14 protein-coding genes are annotated in these 17,943 nt (G+C 34.1%); 12 read left to right on the top strand and 2 right to left on the bottom strand.

Features of this window, described 5'->3' with window-relative positions; all coding sequences use genetic code 11:
• Positions 1-67: 67 nt before the first annotated feature.
• Positions 68-2,383 carry an RNA polymerase recycling motor HelD gene (gene helD, locus C794_RS12130; protein WP_017797406.1) on the top strand — a complete coding sequence of 772 codons (2,316 nt, stop codon included), beginning with the start codon at positions 68-70 and terminating at the stop codon, positions 2,381-2,383.
• A 296-nt stretch (positions 2,384-2,679) separates the two neighbouring features.
• Here helD and C794_RS12125 read toward each other — a convergent pair whose 3' ends face one another.
• Positions 2,680-2,880: a YjzC family protein gene (locus C794_RS12125; protein WP_017797405.1), complete on the bottom strand. Its 201-nt coding sequence runs from the start codon at positions 2,878-2,880 to the stop codon at positions 2,680-2,682.
• A 100-nt stretch (positions 2,881-2,980) separates the two neighbouring features.
• Positions 2,981-4,552, bottom strand: coding sequence for a peptide chain release factor 3 (locus C794_RS12120; RefSeq protein ID WP_017797404.1), 1,572 nt, complete (start codon positions 4,550-4,552; stop codon positions 2,981-2,983).
• Between the two features lie 143 nt (positions 4,553-4,695).
• Between C794_RS12120 and C794_RS12115 the strand changes: the two genes are divergently transcribed.
• From C794_RS12115 to C794_RS12060, 11 genes are all read left to right on the top strand, one after another.
• Positions 4,696-7,845: a DEAD/DEAH box helicase gene (locus C794_RS12115; protein ID WP_017797403.1), complete on the top strand. Its 3,150-nt coding sequence runs from the start codon at positions 4,696-4,698 to the stop codon at positions 7,843-7,845.
• A 12-nt stretch (positions 7,846-7,857) separates the two neighbouring features.
• A complete protein-coding gene (locus C794_RS12110) occupies positions 7,858-8,415 on the top strand; it encodes an O-acetyl-ADP-ribose deacetylase (protein ID WP_017797402.1) in 558 nt (185 codons plus the stop codon).
• Between the two features lie 118 nt (positions 8,416-8,533).
• The gene (locus C794_RS12105) at positions 8,534-9,730 is read left to right on the top strand and encodes an ornithine--oxo-acid transaminase (protein WP_017797401.1); all 1,197 of its coding nucleotides are present in this window, start codon (positions 8,534-8,536) and stop codon (positions 9,728-9,730) included.
• A 227-nt stretch (positions 9,731-9,957) separates the two neighbouring features.
• A complete protein-coding gene (locus C794_RS12100) occupies positions 9,958-10,902 on the top strand; it encodes a 2-hydroxyacid dehydrogenase (RefSeq protein ID WP_017797400.1) in 945 nt (314 codons plus the stop codon).
• 407 nt (positions 10,903-11,309) lie between these two features.
• Positions 11,310-11,468 carry a hypothetical protein gene (locus tag C794_RS20850; protein ID WP_017797398.1) on the top strand — a complete coding sequence of 53 codons (159 nt, stop codon included), beginning with the start codon at positions 11,310-11,312 and terminating at the stop codon, positions 11,466-11,468.
• Between the two features lie 23 nt (positions 11,469-11,491).
• Positions 11,492-11,746 carry a transcriptional regulator SplA domain-containing protein gene (locus C794_RS12085; protein WP_017797397.1) on the top strand — a complete coding sequence of 85 codons (255 nt, stop codon included), beginning with the start codon at positions 11,492-11,494 and terminating at the stop codon, positions 11,744-11,746.
• Positions 11,739-12,767: a spore photoproduct lyase gene (splB, locus tag C794_RS12080; protein WP_017797396.1), complete on the top strand. Its 1,029-nt coding sequence runs from the start codon at positions 11,739-11,741 to the stop codon at positions 12,765-12,767. Before C794_RS12085 ends, splB begins: the two co-directional genes overlap by 8 nt.
• Positions 12,768-12,984: 217 nt before the next feature.
• Positions 12,985-13,284: a DUF378 domain-containing protein gene (locus C794_RS12075; RefSeq protein WP_017797395.1), complete on the top strand. Its 300-nt coding sequence runs from the start codon at positions 12,985-12,987 to the stop codon at positions 13,282-13,284.
• A 170-nt stretch (positions 13,285-13,454) separates the two neighbouring features.
• The gene (locus C794_RS12070; RefSeq protein WP_017797394.1) at positions 13,455-14,633 is read left to right on the top strand and encodes an aminotransferase class I/II-fold pyridoxal phosphate-dependent enzyme; all 1,179 of its coding nucleotides are present in this window, start codon (positions 13,455-13,457) and stop codon (positions 14,631-14,633) included.
• Between the two features lies 1 nt (position 14,634).
• On the top strand, positions 14,635-16,305 hold the full coding sequence (locus C794_RS12065; protein ID WP_017797393.1) for a thiamine pyrophosphate-binding protein: 1,671 nt from the start codon (positions 14,635-14,637) through the stop codon (positions 16,303-16,305).
• A gap of 191 nt (positions 16,306-16,496) precedes the next feature.
• Entirely contained in the window at positions 16,497-17,921 is a 1,425-nt protein-coding gene (locus tag C794_RS12060; protein WP_017797392.1) for a carbon starvation CstA family protein, read from the top strand.
• Positions 17,922-17,943: the final 22 nt, after the last annotated feature.

Here is a 17,943-nt window from a genome sequence, read left to right as displayed (position 1 = left end):
ATTATATTATAAAGTCAATTAAATGATTTGTCAACAAAAATAATACATTTAAATTAGGGGGATATTTATGAGTTCTTCCAAAAATAGTGATCAGGTTTTTGAGTATCAACGTTTAAAACGTATTCTTCAAATAATTGAAGAAAGGGAAAATGTAATTAAACAGCAATCTTCAAAAATAAAAGAGGAAGTTGTAGAATTTAGAAAAAACTTTTGGGATGATATTACCATTAATTTAGAAGAATTAGATGATGTTATTGAAACGCAAGAAAGTATTAAACAACAATCTAATGTTTTAGCACAGAAAGAGAGACATTATGGTAAGAACTATCAGCAGATAAAACAGTTGCAACGATTAAAAAATCAACCTTATTTTGGGAGAGTAGATTTCAAAGAAGAAGCCGACAATGAAGAAAATCAAATATATATTGGTACTTCGTCTTTAATGGATGAAGAGGGATTAGACTTTTACATCTATGATTGGAGAGCACCGATTTCAAGCATTTATTATGATTATGCACCTGGACCAGTTCAGTATGAAACAGATGAAGAACTAGTAAAGGGAGAAATGACTTTAAAACGACAATTTGTTATCAGGCAAGGAAAAATGAAAGGTATTTTTGATACAGCTGTAACTATAGTAGATGAATTGCTACAGGAGAGCTTGAGTCAATCAGCAAATGCTTCAATGAAGTCTATTGTTGCAACTATTCAACAAGAGCAAAACAGGATTATTCGTCATCAAGGTAGTAAAATATTAGTAGTACAAGGAGCAGCAGGAAGTGGAAAGACGGCGGCTGCTTTACAAAGAATTGCCTATTTATTATATCATCATCGTTCGAGTTTACAAGCAAATCAAGTTCTACTGCTTTCACCAAATGATATATTCACAAGTTATATTTCTAACGTTCTCCCAGAATTAGGTGAAGAGCCAGTGAATCAACAAACATTTTATGATTTTCTTGTAAAAGGTATTGAAAGTAATCTTATTGTCGAAACCCCTTTTGAACAAATGGAACAGCTATTAATAAGAGAAGATAAACAACAAAAAGAAAACACAGTAAAATACTTTACAAGCATTCAATTTATGAAAGATATACAATCGTATTTATCATTTCTAAATTATAATGGTTTACAGTTTCGACATATTCGTTTTCGAAATGAACTTCTTATCTCTAACGAAGAAATTAATGCGTATTTTCATGAGCTTCCTAAAGCGATGCGCTTATCAAATAAAATTGAAAAAATCCAGCTATGGTTATTACAAAAAATAAAAGTACTTCAAGAAAAAGAAATTGCAGCAAATTGGGTACAAGATCAAATGGAATTATTAAAAAAAGAAGATTATATGAAAGCTTATCATGAGGCAGAAGCAGAGGAAGAAGAAAGTTCTATTCAAGATGAAGAGTTAATTTTGCGTAAAAGAATAGTGCGCAAAGCATTTGCACCATTAATACAAAATATAAAACTAAATCGTTTTGTACACACATTACGAATGTATAGAGAATTATTTAACCAATGGGCACCTGTTGACAGAAAGAGTGAATGGAAAACATATTCGAAGTATGTATTAAATGATCTTCATCAGAATAAATTACCTTGGGAGCATGCAGTAGCATACCGATTTTTTAAAGGAGAAATAATTGGTCATGATGCTGATCAACCAACAAGATTGATTGTTATTGATGAAGCACAAGATTATACACCATTTCAATTTGCTTATTTGCAGCATGTATATCCATATGGAAGAATGACACTTCTAGGTGATATTAATCAATCCATCTATTCTTATACGACCACTGATAATCCAATTCAGGAAAAAGCAGATTCAAAAGATATTGAGCGGATTGTATTAACTAAAAGTTATCGATCTACTAAGCCGATTACAGATTTTACTACTTTTTTTGCACCAAGTAATGAAGGTATAAGTGCTTTTGATCGTCAGGGACCACTACCAACTGTGATTCAACTGCCCGCACAATCTAATTATAAGAATGCGCTTTGGGAAATAATTGAAGGTAAGAAAAAAGAGGGACATGAAACAATTGCTGTGATATGTAAATCAATGCGGGAATGTGAGAAATATAAAGAATTACTGGAGGATGACGAAGAAATTAATCTTATCCGTTCAAATACTAAAACATATCAAAAAGGTGTAGTTTTCGTGCCAGTATATTTGGCTAAAGGTATTGAATTTGATGCTGTCATTGTTCCAGATGCATCTGAACATAACTACAACACGGAAAATGAGAGGTATTTACTATATACAGCATGTACTCGAGCAATGCATGATTTAACACTTGTTTTTATGGATAAACCGAGTCCATTTATTAAGGAAATCCCAAAAGAAAAATACTCATTTAGAACAATATTAGAAAGAAATTAGAGTGGGATAAAAGTATTTACTCAAAAAGTCGAATGAATGGTGTTAAAAATCCGCTTCAGAAATATACTACGCTTATCTAGAGACAGCTGGTGAGCCTCAGGATGCTTATACATCGAGGTCTCACCTATGCCTCACTTCCACAGGATAAGGAAGACCTCGACAGCATTATATCGCACGCAGAAAATCGGTTTTTGATATTTAAGGAGTTTCCGTATATTTCTTACGCTATTTTAGCAATCATCCGTTTTTTGATCAAAACTTTTTTATGTTACAACTTGATTTTTTACAACTTATATTTAGCCTTGTACTCCGGGATGATGACGTTTTCGCTTATTTACCCACACACGATCTTTATTCGTGTTATCTGGAAAGGACTCTCCTGCCTGTAACTCTATAATTTGTGGATCATTTACATTACTTCCAGTTTCACCGATTTCCATATAAACACCATTATTTGGAGCTTTTTCACCAGCTCGAAATTCAGACCTTTCTCCCATTAGTATCCACTCCTTTTTATTTAAGATAAACTTATTATGCAAAGAAATATCTATAATCATGAATGGGAATATTATCCCGCGCGTAGCGGGAAGTGGAAACTTACGTGTAATCATTAACTTCGAATAGGTCGATTAATTCGATTTCAGGATTCTTATCCTTAAACCAGTTCAGCGCAAATTCATTTCGGAATAGAACAAGTGGTTGATTGTTACGATCACGAACTAATAAATTTCCACTGTCAAATAACTTTCGATCAACTTGTTCCTCTTTTAACCAACGGGGAAGACGTTCACCAATAGATTCCAGCATAACTTCTGCGTTATATTCATGTTGCATTCGGTAAGTAAACACTTGATACTGCAATTCTCCTACAGCACCTAATATAAAAGCATCAGTCATTTGATCACGAAATAACTGAATAGCGCCTTCTTGAACTAACTGCTCTATTCCTTTACGGAACTGTTTTGATTTTAACACATTTTTTGCAGTAACTTTTTTAAATAATTCCGGTGGAAATTGTGGCAATTCATCGTATTCATACGTGTTTTTTCCAACTAAAAGCGTATCTCCGATTTGATAGGCATTTGGATCATATACGCCAATAATATCTCCAGCATATGCTTCGTCAACTGTATCTCTAGAGGAAGCGACCATTTGTTGGGATTGAGCAAGTTTTAATTCTTTGCCCGTTCGTGCTAAACGAACAGTCATACCGCGATCAAATTTACCAGAGCAAACTCGTAAGAAAGCAATTCGATCACGATGGGCAGGGTTCATGTTTGCTTGAATTTTAAAGATAAACCCTGAAAAATCTTCATTGTCTGGCTCAATTGGTCCCAACGTAGTTTTTCGTGATGTTGGACTTGGTGCAAGATGAATGAACGTATCAAAAAATACTTGTACTCCAAATGGAGATAAAGCACTACCAAAGAATACAGGTGTTAATTCTCCCCGTAATACAGCTTCTTCGGAGTATTCATTCCCTGCTTCCGTTACTAGTTCTAATTCTTGTTGTGCATCTTTAAAGGTCGGGTTTTCTATAAGGTCTTTATGGTTGGATAGTTCATTATTTGGAATATACGTTTCCGTATCGCCAGGGTGATGCTGAACAAACTGATCTCCATGTCTATCGAAAATTCCTAAGAAACCTTTTCCCATACCTGCTGGCCAATTCATTGGATAGGTGTCAATTTCTAAGACTTCTTCAAGTTCTTCTAAAAGAGCAAGGGGTTCCTTTCCTTCGCGATCCAATTTGTTCATAAATGTGAAGATTGGAATACCTCTCATTCGACAAACTTTAAATAATTTAATGGTTTGAGCTTCGATACCTTTTGTAGAGTCAATAATCATAACCACACTATCGACTGCTGTTAATGTACGATACGTATCTTCACTAAAATCTTCATGACCAGGTGTATCGAGAATATTGATATGCAAGTCGTCATAAGTGAAATTCATTACACTAGATGTAACAGAAATCCCACGTTGTTTTTCGATTTCCATCCAATCGGACGTTGCAAATTTACCAGATTTCTTTCCTTTTACCGTACCCGCTGAGCGTATCAAATTTCCGTATAGCAAAAGTTTTTCTGTCATGGTGGTTTTCCCAGCATCTGGGTGGGATATAATTGCAAACGTCTTTCGTTTTGATACTTCATTATTTATCGACATATTGCCTTAACCTTCTTTCATTTCTATATACAAATAGATGTTCTTACTCAGATGTTTTATAATAAATAAAGACACCTCCATACTATACTATAGAATTTTATATTTTACGATGGGTAGTAAAGCTAAGAAAGTTGTGATTAATTATGTATTCCTTAACCAAACAGAAAGTACGAGAGCTGTGTGGAGATGTTTCATTTAAATATGGTGAGCGATTATGGAATGGAAATCGCGTCCAAATGGTGAATAATCATAATGAAACAACTGCTACGGTTACAAGTACGGAAGATTTCCATGTGCAAATAATCTGGGATGATGGAGAAATAAAAGAAACGAAATGTAGTTGTCCATCGTTAACTTCTTTCACAAAAGATTGTCAACATATTGCCGCCGTGTTAATCGGTATTTGTGATACAAATACAAAGAGTATTAATCGTACGGATGAAATTATGCGTGGATTTTTAGAGAAAAACGATAAGGATAATCAAGAGTATACGCATCAAGGTTATTTTGAAAATAGACAAGAATTACAACCAACATTTCGATGTCATATATTAACAAATAGTAAAAATCCAATTATGTCAATATCTATAGACATTAATCACTATGAAATTAAACAGTTATCTGATTTTTTATTAGCAGTTCAACAAGGTAACTCGTATAAGATATCGAATGACATTATCTATTCTCCATCAAATAATTACTTTAATACTAAAGATGAAGCAATAATACGTCATTTAATACAATTAAATCAGGAGATTACTTTAACTAACACTTTTAAAAATGCTGATAAAAATAAGCTTGTCATTCCTCCATCTATTTGGAATAAACTGGAGTCTTTTTTCCAAGCTTCCGTTAATACGGAATTAATCATAGAACAATCAAATTGGATTTTACCTAGCTTTTCTATCGTTGATTATTTACCTACCTTGCATTTTCAAATTGAAAAGTCAGCTAACTTATTTCAGATTACTTGGGAGGAGTTCCAGTCATATATATGTTTACCTTCTTATCGACTTTTTGTTACACAGCAAGCTGTCCATATTTTGACAGAACAAGAAGTAACTACGATTGACTTATGTGCTCGATTATGGGGAGAAAATGAAGAAAGTAGTTTGTTCATTTCATTAGAACAAGCAGAGCAACTCATACCCCTCTTAACAAAAATAGGTGAATTAGATGATTTAACTGGCATGATTGCTCAAAGTAAAAAGTCATTAACCGTAAAGATATTTTTAGATCGAATACGTAATCGATTATTGGCAGGAGTAGAATTTCATTACGGTGGTGTCATGTTTCAACCATTTGAACCATCTCCCATGTCGTTATATCGACAAGAAGAAAAAGAAGAGGAGATTATTCATTTTTTACAAGATAAAGGATTTGCACATATGGATGGTGGCTATGTGCTTCAAAATGAAAAGTTAGAATATGAATTTCTGTATCACCATTTACCTAATTTACAGAAGCAAGCAACGGTTTTCGCTACTACTGCAGTTAGAAATAGATTAAGTAAAAAACATTTTCAACCAATAATACGAGTGCGACATAAAAGCAATCGTACAAATTGGTTAGAATTTACGTTTCAAATGAAAGGTTTTGTAGATCAAGAAGTACGTGGTGTTTTGGATGCATTAGAAGAAAAACGGCCATATTATCGATTGAAAGATGGTTCTTTACTTTCGCTTGAAACAAAGGAGATTGAAGAGTTACAATCCTTTTTAATTGATTCTCCAATGTCATCCACTGAGATATTAGAAGGTTTGGAAAAACCTTTAAATGAAGGATTTACGATCGCTAATAGGTTAGAAGAACGAGGAATACTTGAAGTGGAAGACTCGTTTAAACAGATGTTGTTGCAAATTCAACAGCCAGATGAACAAGCTTATTTCATTCCAAATCCTATTTCATCTCTTTTAAAAGAATATCAACAAGAAGGAGTCCGGTGGATGAGAGCAGTAGCAGACATGGGATTTGGTGGTGTTCTTGCAGATGAAATGGGGCTAGGAAAAACCATTCAAAGTATTGCATACTGTCTTTCCATTCAAAAAGAGTGGGAAAATATGAAACAGCCTATTCTTATTGTTTGCCCAACTTCTGTCTGTTATCAATGGAAACAAGAATGGATGACATTTGCCCCTCATTGTTCTACTGTTGTGTTGGATGGTACGAAAGCAGAAAGAAAGCAAAAGAAATTGGAGTTACGTAATTGTGATGTTTGGATAATTTCATATGGGATGTTACGTAATGAAATAGATTGGATACAAAACCAAGTAGATCGTTTTCATACAATAATTTTTGATGAGGCACAAGCGTTTAAAAATCCTGCAACGCAAACTTTTCGAACTGTAAAAAAACTTCGTGCTAAACATCGTTTTGCTTTAACAGGCACCCCTTTAGAAAATAAAATGGAAGATATTTGGTCTATTTTCCATGTTGTATTTCCAGAGCTACTAGGTAATATAAAAGATTTTAGCTGGCTTACACATGATCAAGTTATTCGTCGTATTCAACCATTTATGCTTAGACGTGAAAAGAAAGATGTCATGCAAGAACTTCCAACAAAAGTAGAACATATAGAGCGTATTCCTTTAACAGAGAAACAAAAGCAGTTATATGTATCTTACTTAGCGAAACTTCGACATCCTTCTTTTAAGCACTTAGATAAGGAAACCATACGAAAAAATCGAATAAAAATTTTAGCTGGGATTACACGATTAAGACAAATATGTTGTCATCCGTTATTATTTGTTAGAGAATATAATAACAATTCAGCAAAGTTAGAAAGACTCAAGCAATTAATTAAAGATGCTAGTCGAGCAAATAAAAGACTACTCATTTTTTCACAATTTACTAGTATGCTGCAAATAATTGGTAAAGAGTTAAGAAATAAGGATATTTCATATTATTATATTGATGGAGAGACTCCTGCAGAAGAAAGAGTGGAGATATGTCGTGCTTTCAACCAAGGTAAAAAAGAAGTTTGTCTTATCTCTTTAAAAGCTGGTGGAACTGGTTTGAATTTGGTCGGAGCTGATACGGTAATCTTATATGATGTTTGGTGGAATCCAGCTGTGGAGGAACAAGCTATAGATCGTGCACATCGAATTGGACAACAAAAAGAAGTCACTGTTATACGTCTACTTTCTGAAGGAACAATTGAAGAAAAAATGTATGAATTACAGCGTAAGAAACGGGAATTAATGAATTATTTGGTTTCTGGAAAATCTACAATTAACTATCAGCTTTCAGATGAAGATATACAGGACTTATTGTTTAACGAAACAAAAGATTAGGTAGGTGAGTTGATGAAACGTAATATAAATGATAATACGCTTGAAATAGTAGTTGGAGATATAACCAAGGAAGCAACGAATGTTATTGTAAATGCAGCAAACGGTAGTTTATTAGGTGGCGGGGGTGTTGATGGTGCTATCCACCAAGCCGCAGGACCTAAACTAGTAAAAGCATGTCAAGAGGTAAGAAATCATGAACTTAATGGGGAAGAACTACCTACGGGTGAAGTTATTATTACTTCAGGATTTCAATTGTCCGCTCGTTTTATCATCCATACGGTAGGACCTATTTGGAATCAGACCCCTGATTTACAAGAAGAATTATTGGCTAACTGTTATCGTAATGCTTTGGAATTAGTAAAAGTAAACAAATTATCTAGTATTTCTTTTCCTTCGATTTCAACAGGGGTGTATGGTTACCCTATTCATGAGGCGGCAACTATCGCTTTACAAACAATTATTCAATTCCTACAAGAAAATCATATAGGACTTGTGAAAATCGTACTATTTAGTGATAAGGACTATAACATTTACCAAGAAAAATTTCAGCATTTAGTGGAAAAAATCTAAGCATTGAAACCGAACTAATATTTAGTTCGGTTTTTATTTGTTTTATTTTAAGGTTGACGTTTCTTGAACTTAATGATAATTCTTAAATATAGAAATAATTGAATGAGAGGGGTATTTGATGACAATTACATCTACAAATATTATTGAAGAGACTAATTATTATGGTGCTCATAATTATCACCCACTTCCAATAGTTGTTTCTGAAGCAAATGGCGTATGGGTAAAAGACCCTGAAGGAAATACGTACATGGATATGTTAAGTGCATATTCAGCAGTAAATCAAGGACACCGTCATCCGAAGATTATTGAAGCACTTAAAAATCAAGCAGATAGAGTAACATTGACTTCCCGTGCTTTTCATAATGAATTACTAGGTCCTTGGACAAAACGTATTGCGAAATTAACGAAGAAAGATAAAGTTCTGCCAATGAATACAGGTGTGGAGGCTGTTGAAACCGCGATAAAAGCAGCACGCCGTTGGGCATATCAAGTGAAAGGAGTTACAGAGAACCAGGCGGAGATAATTGCTGCCAATGGTAATTTCCACGGGCGTACCTTAAATGCAATATCTTTATCAAATGATCCAGATGCTACAAAAAATTACGGTCCATTTGTACCTGGGATTAATAAAGTAAATTATGGAGATATAAATGCAATTGAAAAGGCAATTACAAAGAATACTGCAGCAATCATTCTTGAGCCTATTCAAGGAGAAGCGGGAATTATTTTACCTCCAGAAGGATATTTGGAACAAGTAAGAAAACTTTGCACAGAGAAAAATGTATTGTTTATAGCAGATGAAGTTCAAACTGGTTTTGCACGGACAGGGAAAATGTTTGCATGTGAATGGGAAGGCGTAGAACCAGATATCTATGTCATGGGGAAAGCATTAGGTGGTGGTGTTTTACCGGTATCAGCGATTGCTGCTAATAAAGCAATTATGGATGTATTTACACCTGGCTCTCATGGATCTACTTTTGGGGGGAATCCATTAGCGTGTGCTGTATCGATGGCCGCAATCGATGTCATTGAAGAAGAAAATTTAGTTACTAAGTCATTAGAATCAGGTAAATATTTTGCAGATAAGTTGCGTGCAATTAACTTTGAGGGAATTAAAGAAGTCCGTGCAAGAGGATTATTCATTGGTATGGAATTTGACCAGCCAGTACGTGCTATTTGTGAGAACTTGAAAGATAAAGGAATCCTATGTAAGGAAACACATGTAAATACGATACGATTTGCACCACCATTAGTTATTACTAAGAAAGAAATAGACTGGGCATTACAACGAATAGAAGAAGTAGTAACTAATTAATATAGGGATAGGGTAGGGCGCAGGGGCATAACCATTGTATTGGTCAAAAAATTGACTGAAGCTAGAATAAGGGTAGAGGAACTAGTGAAACTCCGGTGTATTATTGACTGCCTCCTGAAATTTTTGGTGTTGGAGCGGGACTTCAAACCTATTCATTCTATTTGTTTTTCGGGTAAACACTTATGTCCCAGCCCTTTCCCTTCAATTAAAATAGAAAGGAAATCATCATGAATATATTATTGATGCTGCGAGGTCCATTTATAGAAGCAAATCCAGATTTTATAGAGAAGATAAAAATGTTAGGTAACATTACTATTTTATATACGGATAATGGTATTGATAAAGAGAAACTAAAGCAGGAAGTGAAAGAAATTGAAGTTATAGTAGTAGCTGTTGTTCCTATTGATAAAGAAATTATCGATGCAGCACCAAAATTGAAATATATTATGAAGTTTGGAGCTGGTTACGATAACATTGATTTTAGATATGCAAGAGAAAAAGGTATTCCAGTTACAAATACTCCTGGTCAAAATGCAGATGCTGTTGCAGATCATGCATTTGGATTAATGTTAGCCACCGCGCGTCAAATTTCTTCGAAGAACGAAGAATTAAGAAATGGTCATTGGGAATTGTCTATGGGAATGGAAATATTTCAAAAGAAATTAGGTATTATCGGTTTTGGTGCAATTGGTCAAGCAATCGCACAAAGAGCAACAGGGTTTCAAATGGATGTTTTAGCTTATGGTACTTATCAAAATCAAACGATAGCAGATCGTCTGAATGTAAAATTCGTAGATCTTTACACCCTGTTGAGTGAAAGTGATATTGTAGTCGTATCAACTACACTTCGTAAGGAAAATTATCAGTTAATTAACGCAAAAACACTTAATGAAATGAAAAAAGATGCCTTGTTTATTAATGTATCAAGAGGGCCGTTAGTAGATGAAGATGCTTTGTATGAAGCACTTAAAAATGGCAACATAAAAGGTGCAGGATTAGATGTGTTTGTAGAGGAACCATCGAACCACCCTTTGTTGACATTACCGAATACAACTGTAACACCTCATATTGGTGCTGCTACAAATGAGGCAATAAAACGTACAGGAAATGTTGCTTTAGAGAATTTACAACGCTTTAAAGACGATATTCCTCTGTTACATGTGGTTAATTAAGGAGAGTACAATTCAAGTAGAACGAATAATAACCGGACTTTAAATCTCTGATTTTTAGTTCGGTTATTTTGTTTGGAGACTTTTATCCTTCATGTAATAGGAAATGATTTCCTTAAATCTTCGTATATGTACGATTTTGTTCCATTCATTCAGCGGGGATAGAGAAAAACCCCACTGAAATGAATTTTCATTTTATCTAGGTGGTCTGTTTTGTTTATATTTATGATCATCTTTCATTTCATTTAATTCCTCTTTTGACTTATTCTTCTTCTTTTTTCCTTTAGCCATTTTAATTACCTCCTTTATTTTTTTATTTTCTGCTATTTCTTTGTGCTATATTCATATCATAATTTCGCCGTATATGGTAAAAGATATTGACAAGTCGATGTTTAGAAAGGAAGAAATTTATGTCTGAAGAAAACAAAAATCGAGAAAAAGACAAAGGGAAACAAAGAAACGTAAGAAAGTATAATACATCTCCAAAACAAGATGTAGAAATAGCAGAAGAAACCGAATTTCTTAACGTAAATGGCAAGAAAAATAAGCGTTTTCGTCCTAATGGATAAGATAAAGAAAGGAGAAAACTTATATGAATAACCCTTATTTTCCTGGTGATATAGTCTATATGATTATAAGAAATCCTCATGCTCAGGATGTAGCTCAAGTTCAGCAGGCTGCCGTAGTACAACATCCGGATAATCCATCGGACCTTGCATTATTTGTTCATGAGACGTATTACCCTATTACGGATGAATATGCTATTTTTACTTCAGAAGAAGCAGCAGAAAATGCTTTTAGGGAAGCATTTGTATCTGATGATGAAGAGGGGCAATTTTATGGTTAAACCTTTTGTCCCTCAATTGATATATGTGGAACCAAAAGCAATGGAATATAGCTTAGGTCAATCACTAGTAAGTAAGTTTGAAAATATGGGGGTTGAAATTAGGGAAACAACTTCTCATAATCAAATTCGAAATTTACCGGGTGATAATGATTTTCAAAAATATCGTAACGCGAAGTCTACTTTAGTTATCGGAATTAGAAAAACATTGAAATTTGATACATCCAAACCTTCTGCTGAATATGCAATTCCTTTTGCTACTGGTTGCATGGGGCATTGTCATTATTGTTATTTGCAAACAACAATGGGTAGTAAGCCATATATTCGTACGTATGTAAATATAGATGAAATTTTTGATGCTGCAGAAGGATATATGCAAGAAAGAGCTCCTTTGGATACAAGATTTGAAGCATCATGTACTTCTGATATTGTAGGTGTGGATCATCTTACACATACGTTAAAACATGCTATCGAATATTTTGGGAAAAGCGAGTACGGTAAGCTACGTTTTGTTACGAAATTTGCACACGTAGATCATTTACTTGATGCTGACCATAAGGGTAGAACAAGATTTCGTTTTAGTATTAATAATAACCATATTATCAAATATTTTGAGCCTGGTACGTCCCGATTAAATGAGAGGATAGAAGCTGCTGTTAAGGTTGCTGAAGCGGGGTATCCTTTAGGTTTTATTATAGCTCCTATTTACTTACATGATGGTTGGAAAGAAGGATATAAAGAGATGTTCGAGAAACTTGATGATGCTCTCCCACCATTTGCAAGAAAAAATCTAACATTTGAGATGATTCAACATCGTTTTACAAAGCCAGCAAAACGTGTAATAGAGAAAAATTATCCGATGACTAAATTGGAATTAGATGAATCAAAAAGAAAAACCAAATGGGGAAGATATGGTATTTATAAATATGTATATCAAGATCAAGAACAACAGGATATAAAAAAGACACTAGGTGGATGGATAAATGATTATTTTCCAACTAGCACTATCGAATATTTTACTTAATTGAGATGGTGCCTCTTTTTTCTTGATTAATCAGTTTTGTACTTCTTCGTGAATTTAATTCCAGAAGTTCTATAAGTCCTATGGCAATTCGTTGATCGTACTTGGTACTTGCTATATCTCCTTATATTGGTATGCTCTTTTTTCTGAAAGGATAGCTATAAAGAAGTATGAAATTATAAAAACAACAAATGCTAATCGATAAGGAGGTGATTGTAAGATGAGAACATTGCATGCGATCGCTCTAACCTTATTAGTAATTGGAGGAATCAACTGGGGATTAATTGGATTTTTTCAGTTTGATTTAGTTGCTGCGATCTTTGGAGGCCAAACTTCATTATTATCGCGAATTATTTATGGTCTAGTGGGTATTAGTGCTGTTTATTATGTTGCGACTTTATTTACTGGAGAAGAAGTTGAGGACAATACTGTAAATAATGGAAGAGTGAATTACGGAACAGAATTTGCAGAGGAAAATGATTTCGAAAACGATATAGATGATGATTTAGAAGATCGATAAAAATGGAAACTCGAGGGATACACTTTCCCTTGAGTTTTCTCGTTAGAAAAATTCTGAAAAATCATGGATATTTTATATACCCCATGCTACACTGTGAGTAATTATAAACAAGGCATAGGTAGTTAAGTGACGAACATATACTTTAGAAGTAATTATTCTGGAGGGATAATATGAAATCACTATATGGATCGGATATAGTTCGAAATATGCCGGCTTACTTATTTGCACATATTCAAAAGAAAAAGCAAAACCTGATTGAACAGGGAAATGATGTTATCGATTTAGGTATCGGAGCACCTGATTTACCACCACCCTCTTATATAATTGAAGAACTATGTAAACATACAAAAGATCAACAACTACATCGCTATTCTTCATATCAAGGGATTCCAGAATTAAGAAAAGCAGTTGCTCATTTTTATCAAAAAAAATACAAAGTTACACTTGATCCAGAAAAAGAAGTTCTCATCTTAATTGGAAGTAAAGAAGGGATTGTCCATTTAATACAATCTGTTGTGAATCCAGGAGATAAAGTGATTCTGCCAGATCCAGGATACCCTGTTTATAAAATGGGTGTACATCTAGTACAAGGAAAAGTAGTTTATTTACCTTTAGATAATAACAACGAATATAAACCGAACTGGAAAATGATAAGCGAACAAGATAAAGAAGAAGCGAAGTTATTGTTTTTAAATTATCCAAATAATCCAACAGGTGCAACAGCTCAAAAGGAGACGTTTGTGAAAGCAGTCGAAATGGCAAATAAATATGATATCTGTATTGCACATGATGCAGCCTATGATCATGTGACATTTGCTAACTATAAATCTTCAAGTCTACTTCAAGTAGAAGGTGCGAAAAAGATAGGGGTAGAATTAGGATCATTATCTAAGAATTTCAATATGACTGGTTGGAGAATTGGATATATTGTTGGAAATTCGAGTGTCATTCATTCGTTAGCGACATTAAAAAGTAATATAGATACTAGTCAATTTATACCAATTCAACTTGCTGCAAAAAAGGCATTAGAACAAAGTGAAGATGAGATTCGCACAATACATCAAACAATGGAACAACGTATGTTAAAAACATGGCAACTTTTAAAAAATGCTGGCTTTCAAGTAGAGAAAACCAAAGGAACGATTTTTCTATGGGTGAAAGTTCCGGAAGGCTATACCTCAAGTTCATTTTCAGAACAAGTTCTAGATCAAGCACATGTAATTGTAACTCCTGGTTCAGCGTTTGGTAAACAAGGTGAAGGATACTTTCGAATTGCACTAACAGTGCCAGAAGAAAGGCTGATTGAAGCAGTTCAACGTATTGATTCTTGGATAAATGGAGGAAAGTAATATGAGTCATAATCGAATTCATTTAAATGCAGCAGAAGCTATTGTAAAAGGGTTACGAAGAGAAGAAGTAAAACATATTTTTTGTGTTCCAGGTGAAAGTTATCTTCCTGTATTAAATGCTCTATATGATGAGCAAGATATACAAGTAATTTCAGGTCGTCATGAAGGTGGTATTGCTTTAATGGCAGAAGGATATGCAAAAGCTACAAAAAAGCCTGGGATAGTTATGGCAACGAGGGGAGTGGGAGCAAGTAACTTATCCATAGGTGTACATACCGCGTATCAAGACTCTACTCCAATGGTTGTGCTACTAGGGCAAGTAAGTACTAAGTTTAGAGGCAGAGAAGGCTTTCAAGAAGTAGATTTAGAGAGTTTCTTTCGTCCGATTTCCAAATGGGCGGTGGAAATTACAGATGTACAGCGCATACCTGAAATACTTGCTAAAGCTTTTCGCATTGCTAAAACCGGAAGGCCCGGACCAGTAGTAATATCTTTACCTGAAGATATCCTTTATGAAGAAGGAGAATTCATATTTAGAGCACCTGTTAGTATTCCACGTCCGTCACCTTCGATAAAAGAAATATCCATGTTTCAGCATTTTTTACAAATTGCCAAAAAACCTTTAATTATTGCTGGAGGGGGAATTCGTTTTTCGGGTGCTGAAGATGCGCTTCTTGAATTTGCTGAAGCATTTCAGATACCTGTGATGACAGCCTTCAGGAGGCATGATGCATTTCCAAATAATAATAACTTATATCTTGGACATTTAGGGTTAGGTATTACAGCAGAAATACGTGAAGCTGTAGATGAAGCAGATGTTATCTTTGCTTTAGGTACAAGATTATCGGAAATTACTACCCAGGATTATTCGATTATCACAAATGATAAACGGCTAGTGCATATTGATATATCTTTTGAAACGATAGGAAATGTGTATCCACCAGATTTAGGTATTGTAGCGGATATAAAAGAAGCTCTACTGGCGTTAAGAACGATTAAAATTGAAGAGGTAAAGGGTTCAGGGGAATTTATTTGGAAAGAATGGGTAGAGAACAGGCGTACCAAGCAAATAGAATCGATAAAAAAATTAAATCAAAAACAAGATATTCAAAGTAAAATAATCGGTTATATACAGCAGCAATTAAGTCATGAATATATTATTACAAATGATGCAGGTAATTTTGCAGGATGGCTACATACGTATTTCCAATTTAACCATAAAAACACTTATATTGGCCCTACATCAGGAGCAATGGGGTATGGCGTACCTTCTGCAATTGGAGCTGCAATTGCAATTCCAAATAAAACGGTTATATCCCTGTCCGGAGATGGTGGATTCATGATGACTGCACAAGAGTTAGAAACTGCAGTGAGATATAAAATTGGTATGCTAAGTCTTATATTTAATAACCAGATGTATGGAACAATTCGAATGCATCAAGAAATACACTATCCAAAAAAAGTAATAGCAACAGACCTTGGAAATATATCATTTAAATCGTATATTCAAAGTTTAGGAGGAAAAGGATATCAAGTTACTAGCTTTCAAGAATTTGAACATGTATTTCCAATAGCACTTGAACATGCAAAAGTCTCACCAGTTGTCATTGAGATTCTTACCGATCGTGAACAAATAAGTGTAAATAAAAGAATAAAAGATTTTCATAAATGAATTAGTTTACGATGATCCAACTAATAGTAATAATTGGTAATCAAGAATACAATCCTTGTTATTCTTGAATTTTTTTTGATGTTTTATTCATAGGATTGAAATTTTATTAACGAAAATATATTGATATTTATCGGTTAAAAGATATAATGGTGATATGGAAACGATTACATCGGAGATTATGGGGGATATATATGATAACACTTTTCACAGCTATTATTTTATTAATTATTGCATATTTTACGTATGGAAAATTTATAGAAAAGTTATTTGGACCATCAGATAAGAGGCAAACTCCAGCTATATCACAGAATGATGGAGTAGATTATCTTCCAATGAATAAACAGAAAAATGCTTTAATTCAATTATTAAACATTGCGGGTACAGGACCAATTTTCGGGCCTATTATGGGTGCGTTATTTGGACCAGTTGCATTTTTATGGATTGTCATTGGATCGATTTTTGCAGGAGCGGTGCATGACTATTTAACAGGGATGATATCTATACGAAATCGTGGTGCACACATACCACAGCTTGCAGGAAAGTTTTTGGGAAGCTTTTCGATACATATTGTTAATGCTTTTTCTCTTCTTTTATTAATCTTAGTTGGAACCGTTTTCTTAACTACTCCAGCTTCATTGATCGATATTTTACTAGATGGGAAAGTTGCATTTATATATATTTTAGGAGCTATTTTACTCTATTATTTTCTTTCAACAATTCTACCAATTGATAAAATTATAGGTCGAATTTATCCATTTTTTGGAGCAATCTTATTAATTGGAACTGTGTTAATAGGTGTAGCACTAGTATTCTCTGATTATAAGATACCAGAACTTACGATTCAAAATATACATCCAGATAACTTACCAATATTCCCTATTTTATTCTTTACGATTACTTGTGGAGCTTTATCTGGATTCCACGCAACACAATCGCCGATTATATCTAGAACAACCCAAAAAGAATCACAGGGAAGATATATTTTTTATGGGATGATGATTGCAGAAGGAATTATTGCAATGATTTGGGCAGCAGCAGCAATGAGTATTTTTGATGGACAAACATTAAGTCAAGTGATCGCAGACGGGACAGCTTCAGCAGCAGTGAGTGAAATTGCTATTACTTTATTAGGAGCTGTTGCGGGTACAATTGCGGTAATTGGTGTGATTATTTTACCTATTACTTCAGGTGACACTGCCTTCCGTGCAGCGAGGTCTATTATTGCAGATTACTTAAATATTAACCAAAAGAAAGCTGCTGACCGTTTAATGATCGCAATTCCATTATTCGGGATAGCATACTTCTTAACAACAATTGATTTTAATCTGTTATGGAGATATTTCTCTTGGGCAAACCAAGCAACAGCAATGCTTGCATTATGGATTGCTACGATGTATTTGTATGTGAAAGGTAAGAACTTTGTCGTATCTATGGTACCAGCCATTTTTATGACTTATATGGTTCTGGTATATATTCTTAATGCGAAGATTGGATTCCAGTTAGATTTAAATATATCTTTCATTATTGGACTTGTATTGACAGTAATATTAACCATTCTATTCTTTATAAAAGCAAAAAATAATATAAAAAATGACCTTCAAGTGGATATGGAGTAAATGAATATAAAAGTCATAGAAT

The sequence above is a fragment of the Oceanobacillus kimchii X50 genome (assembly GCF_000340475.1).
In the GTDB taxonomy this organism is placed as follows: domain Bacteria; phylum Bacillota; class Bacilli; order Bacillales; family Amphibacillaceae; genus Oceanobacillus; species Oceanobacillus kimchii.
This window is presented reverse-complemented; position numbering and strand designations above follow the sequence as displayed.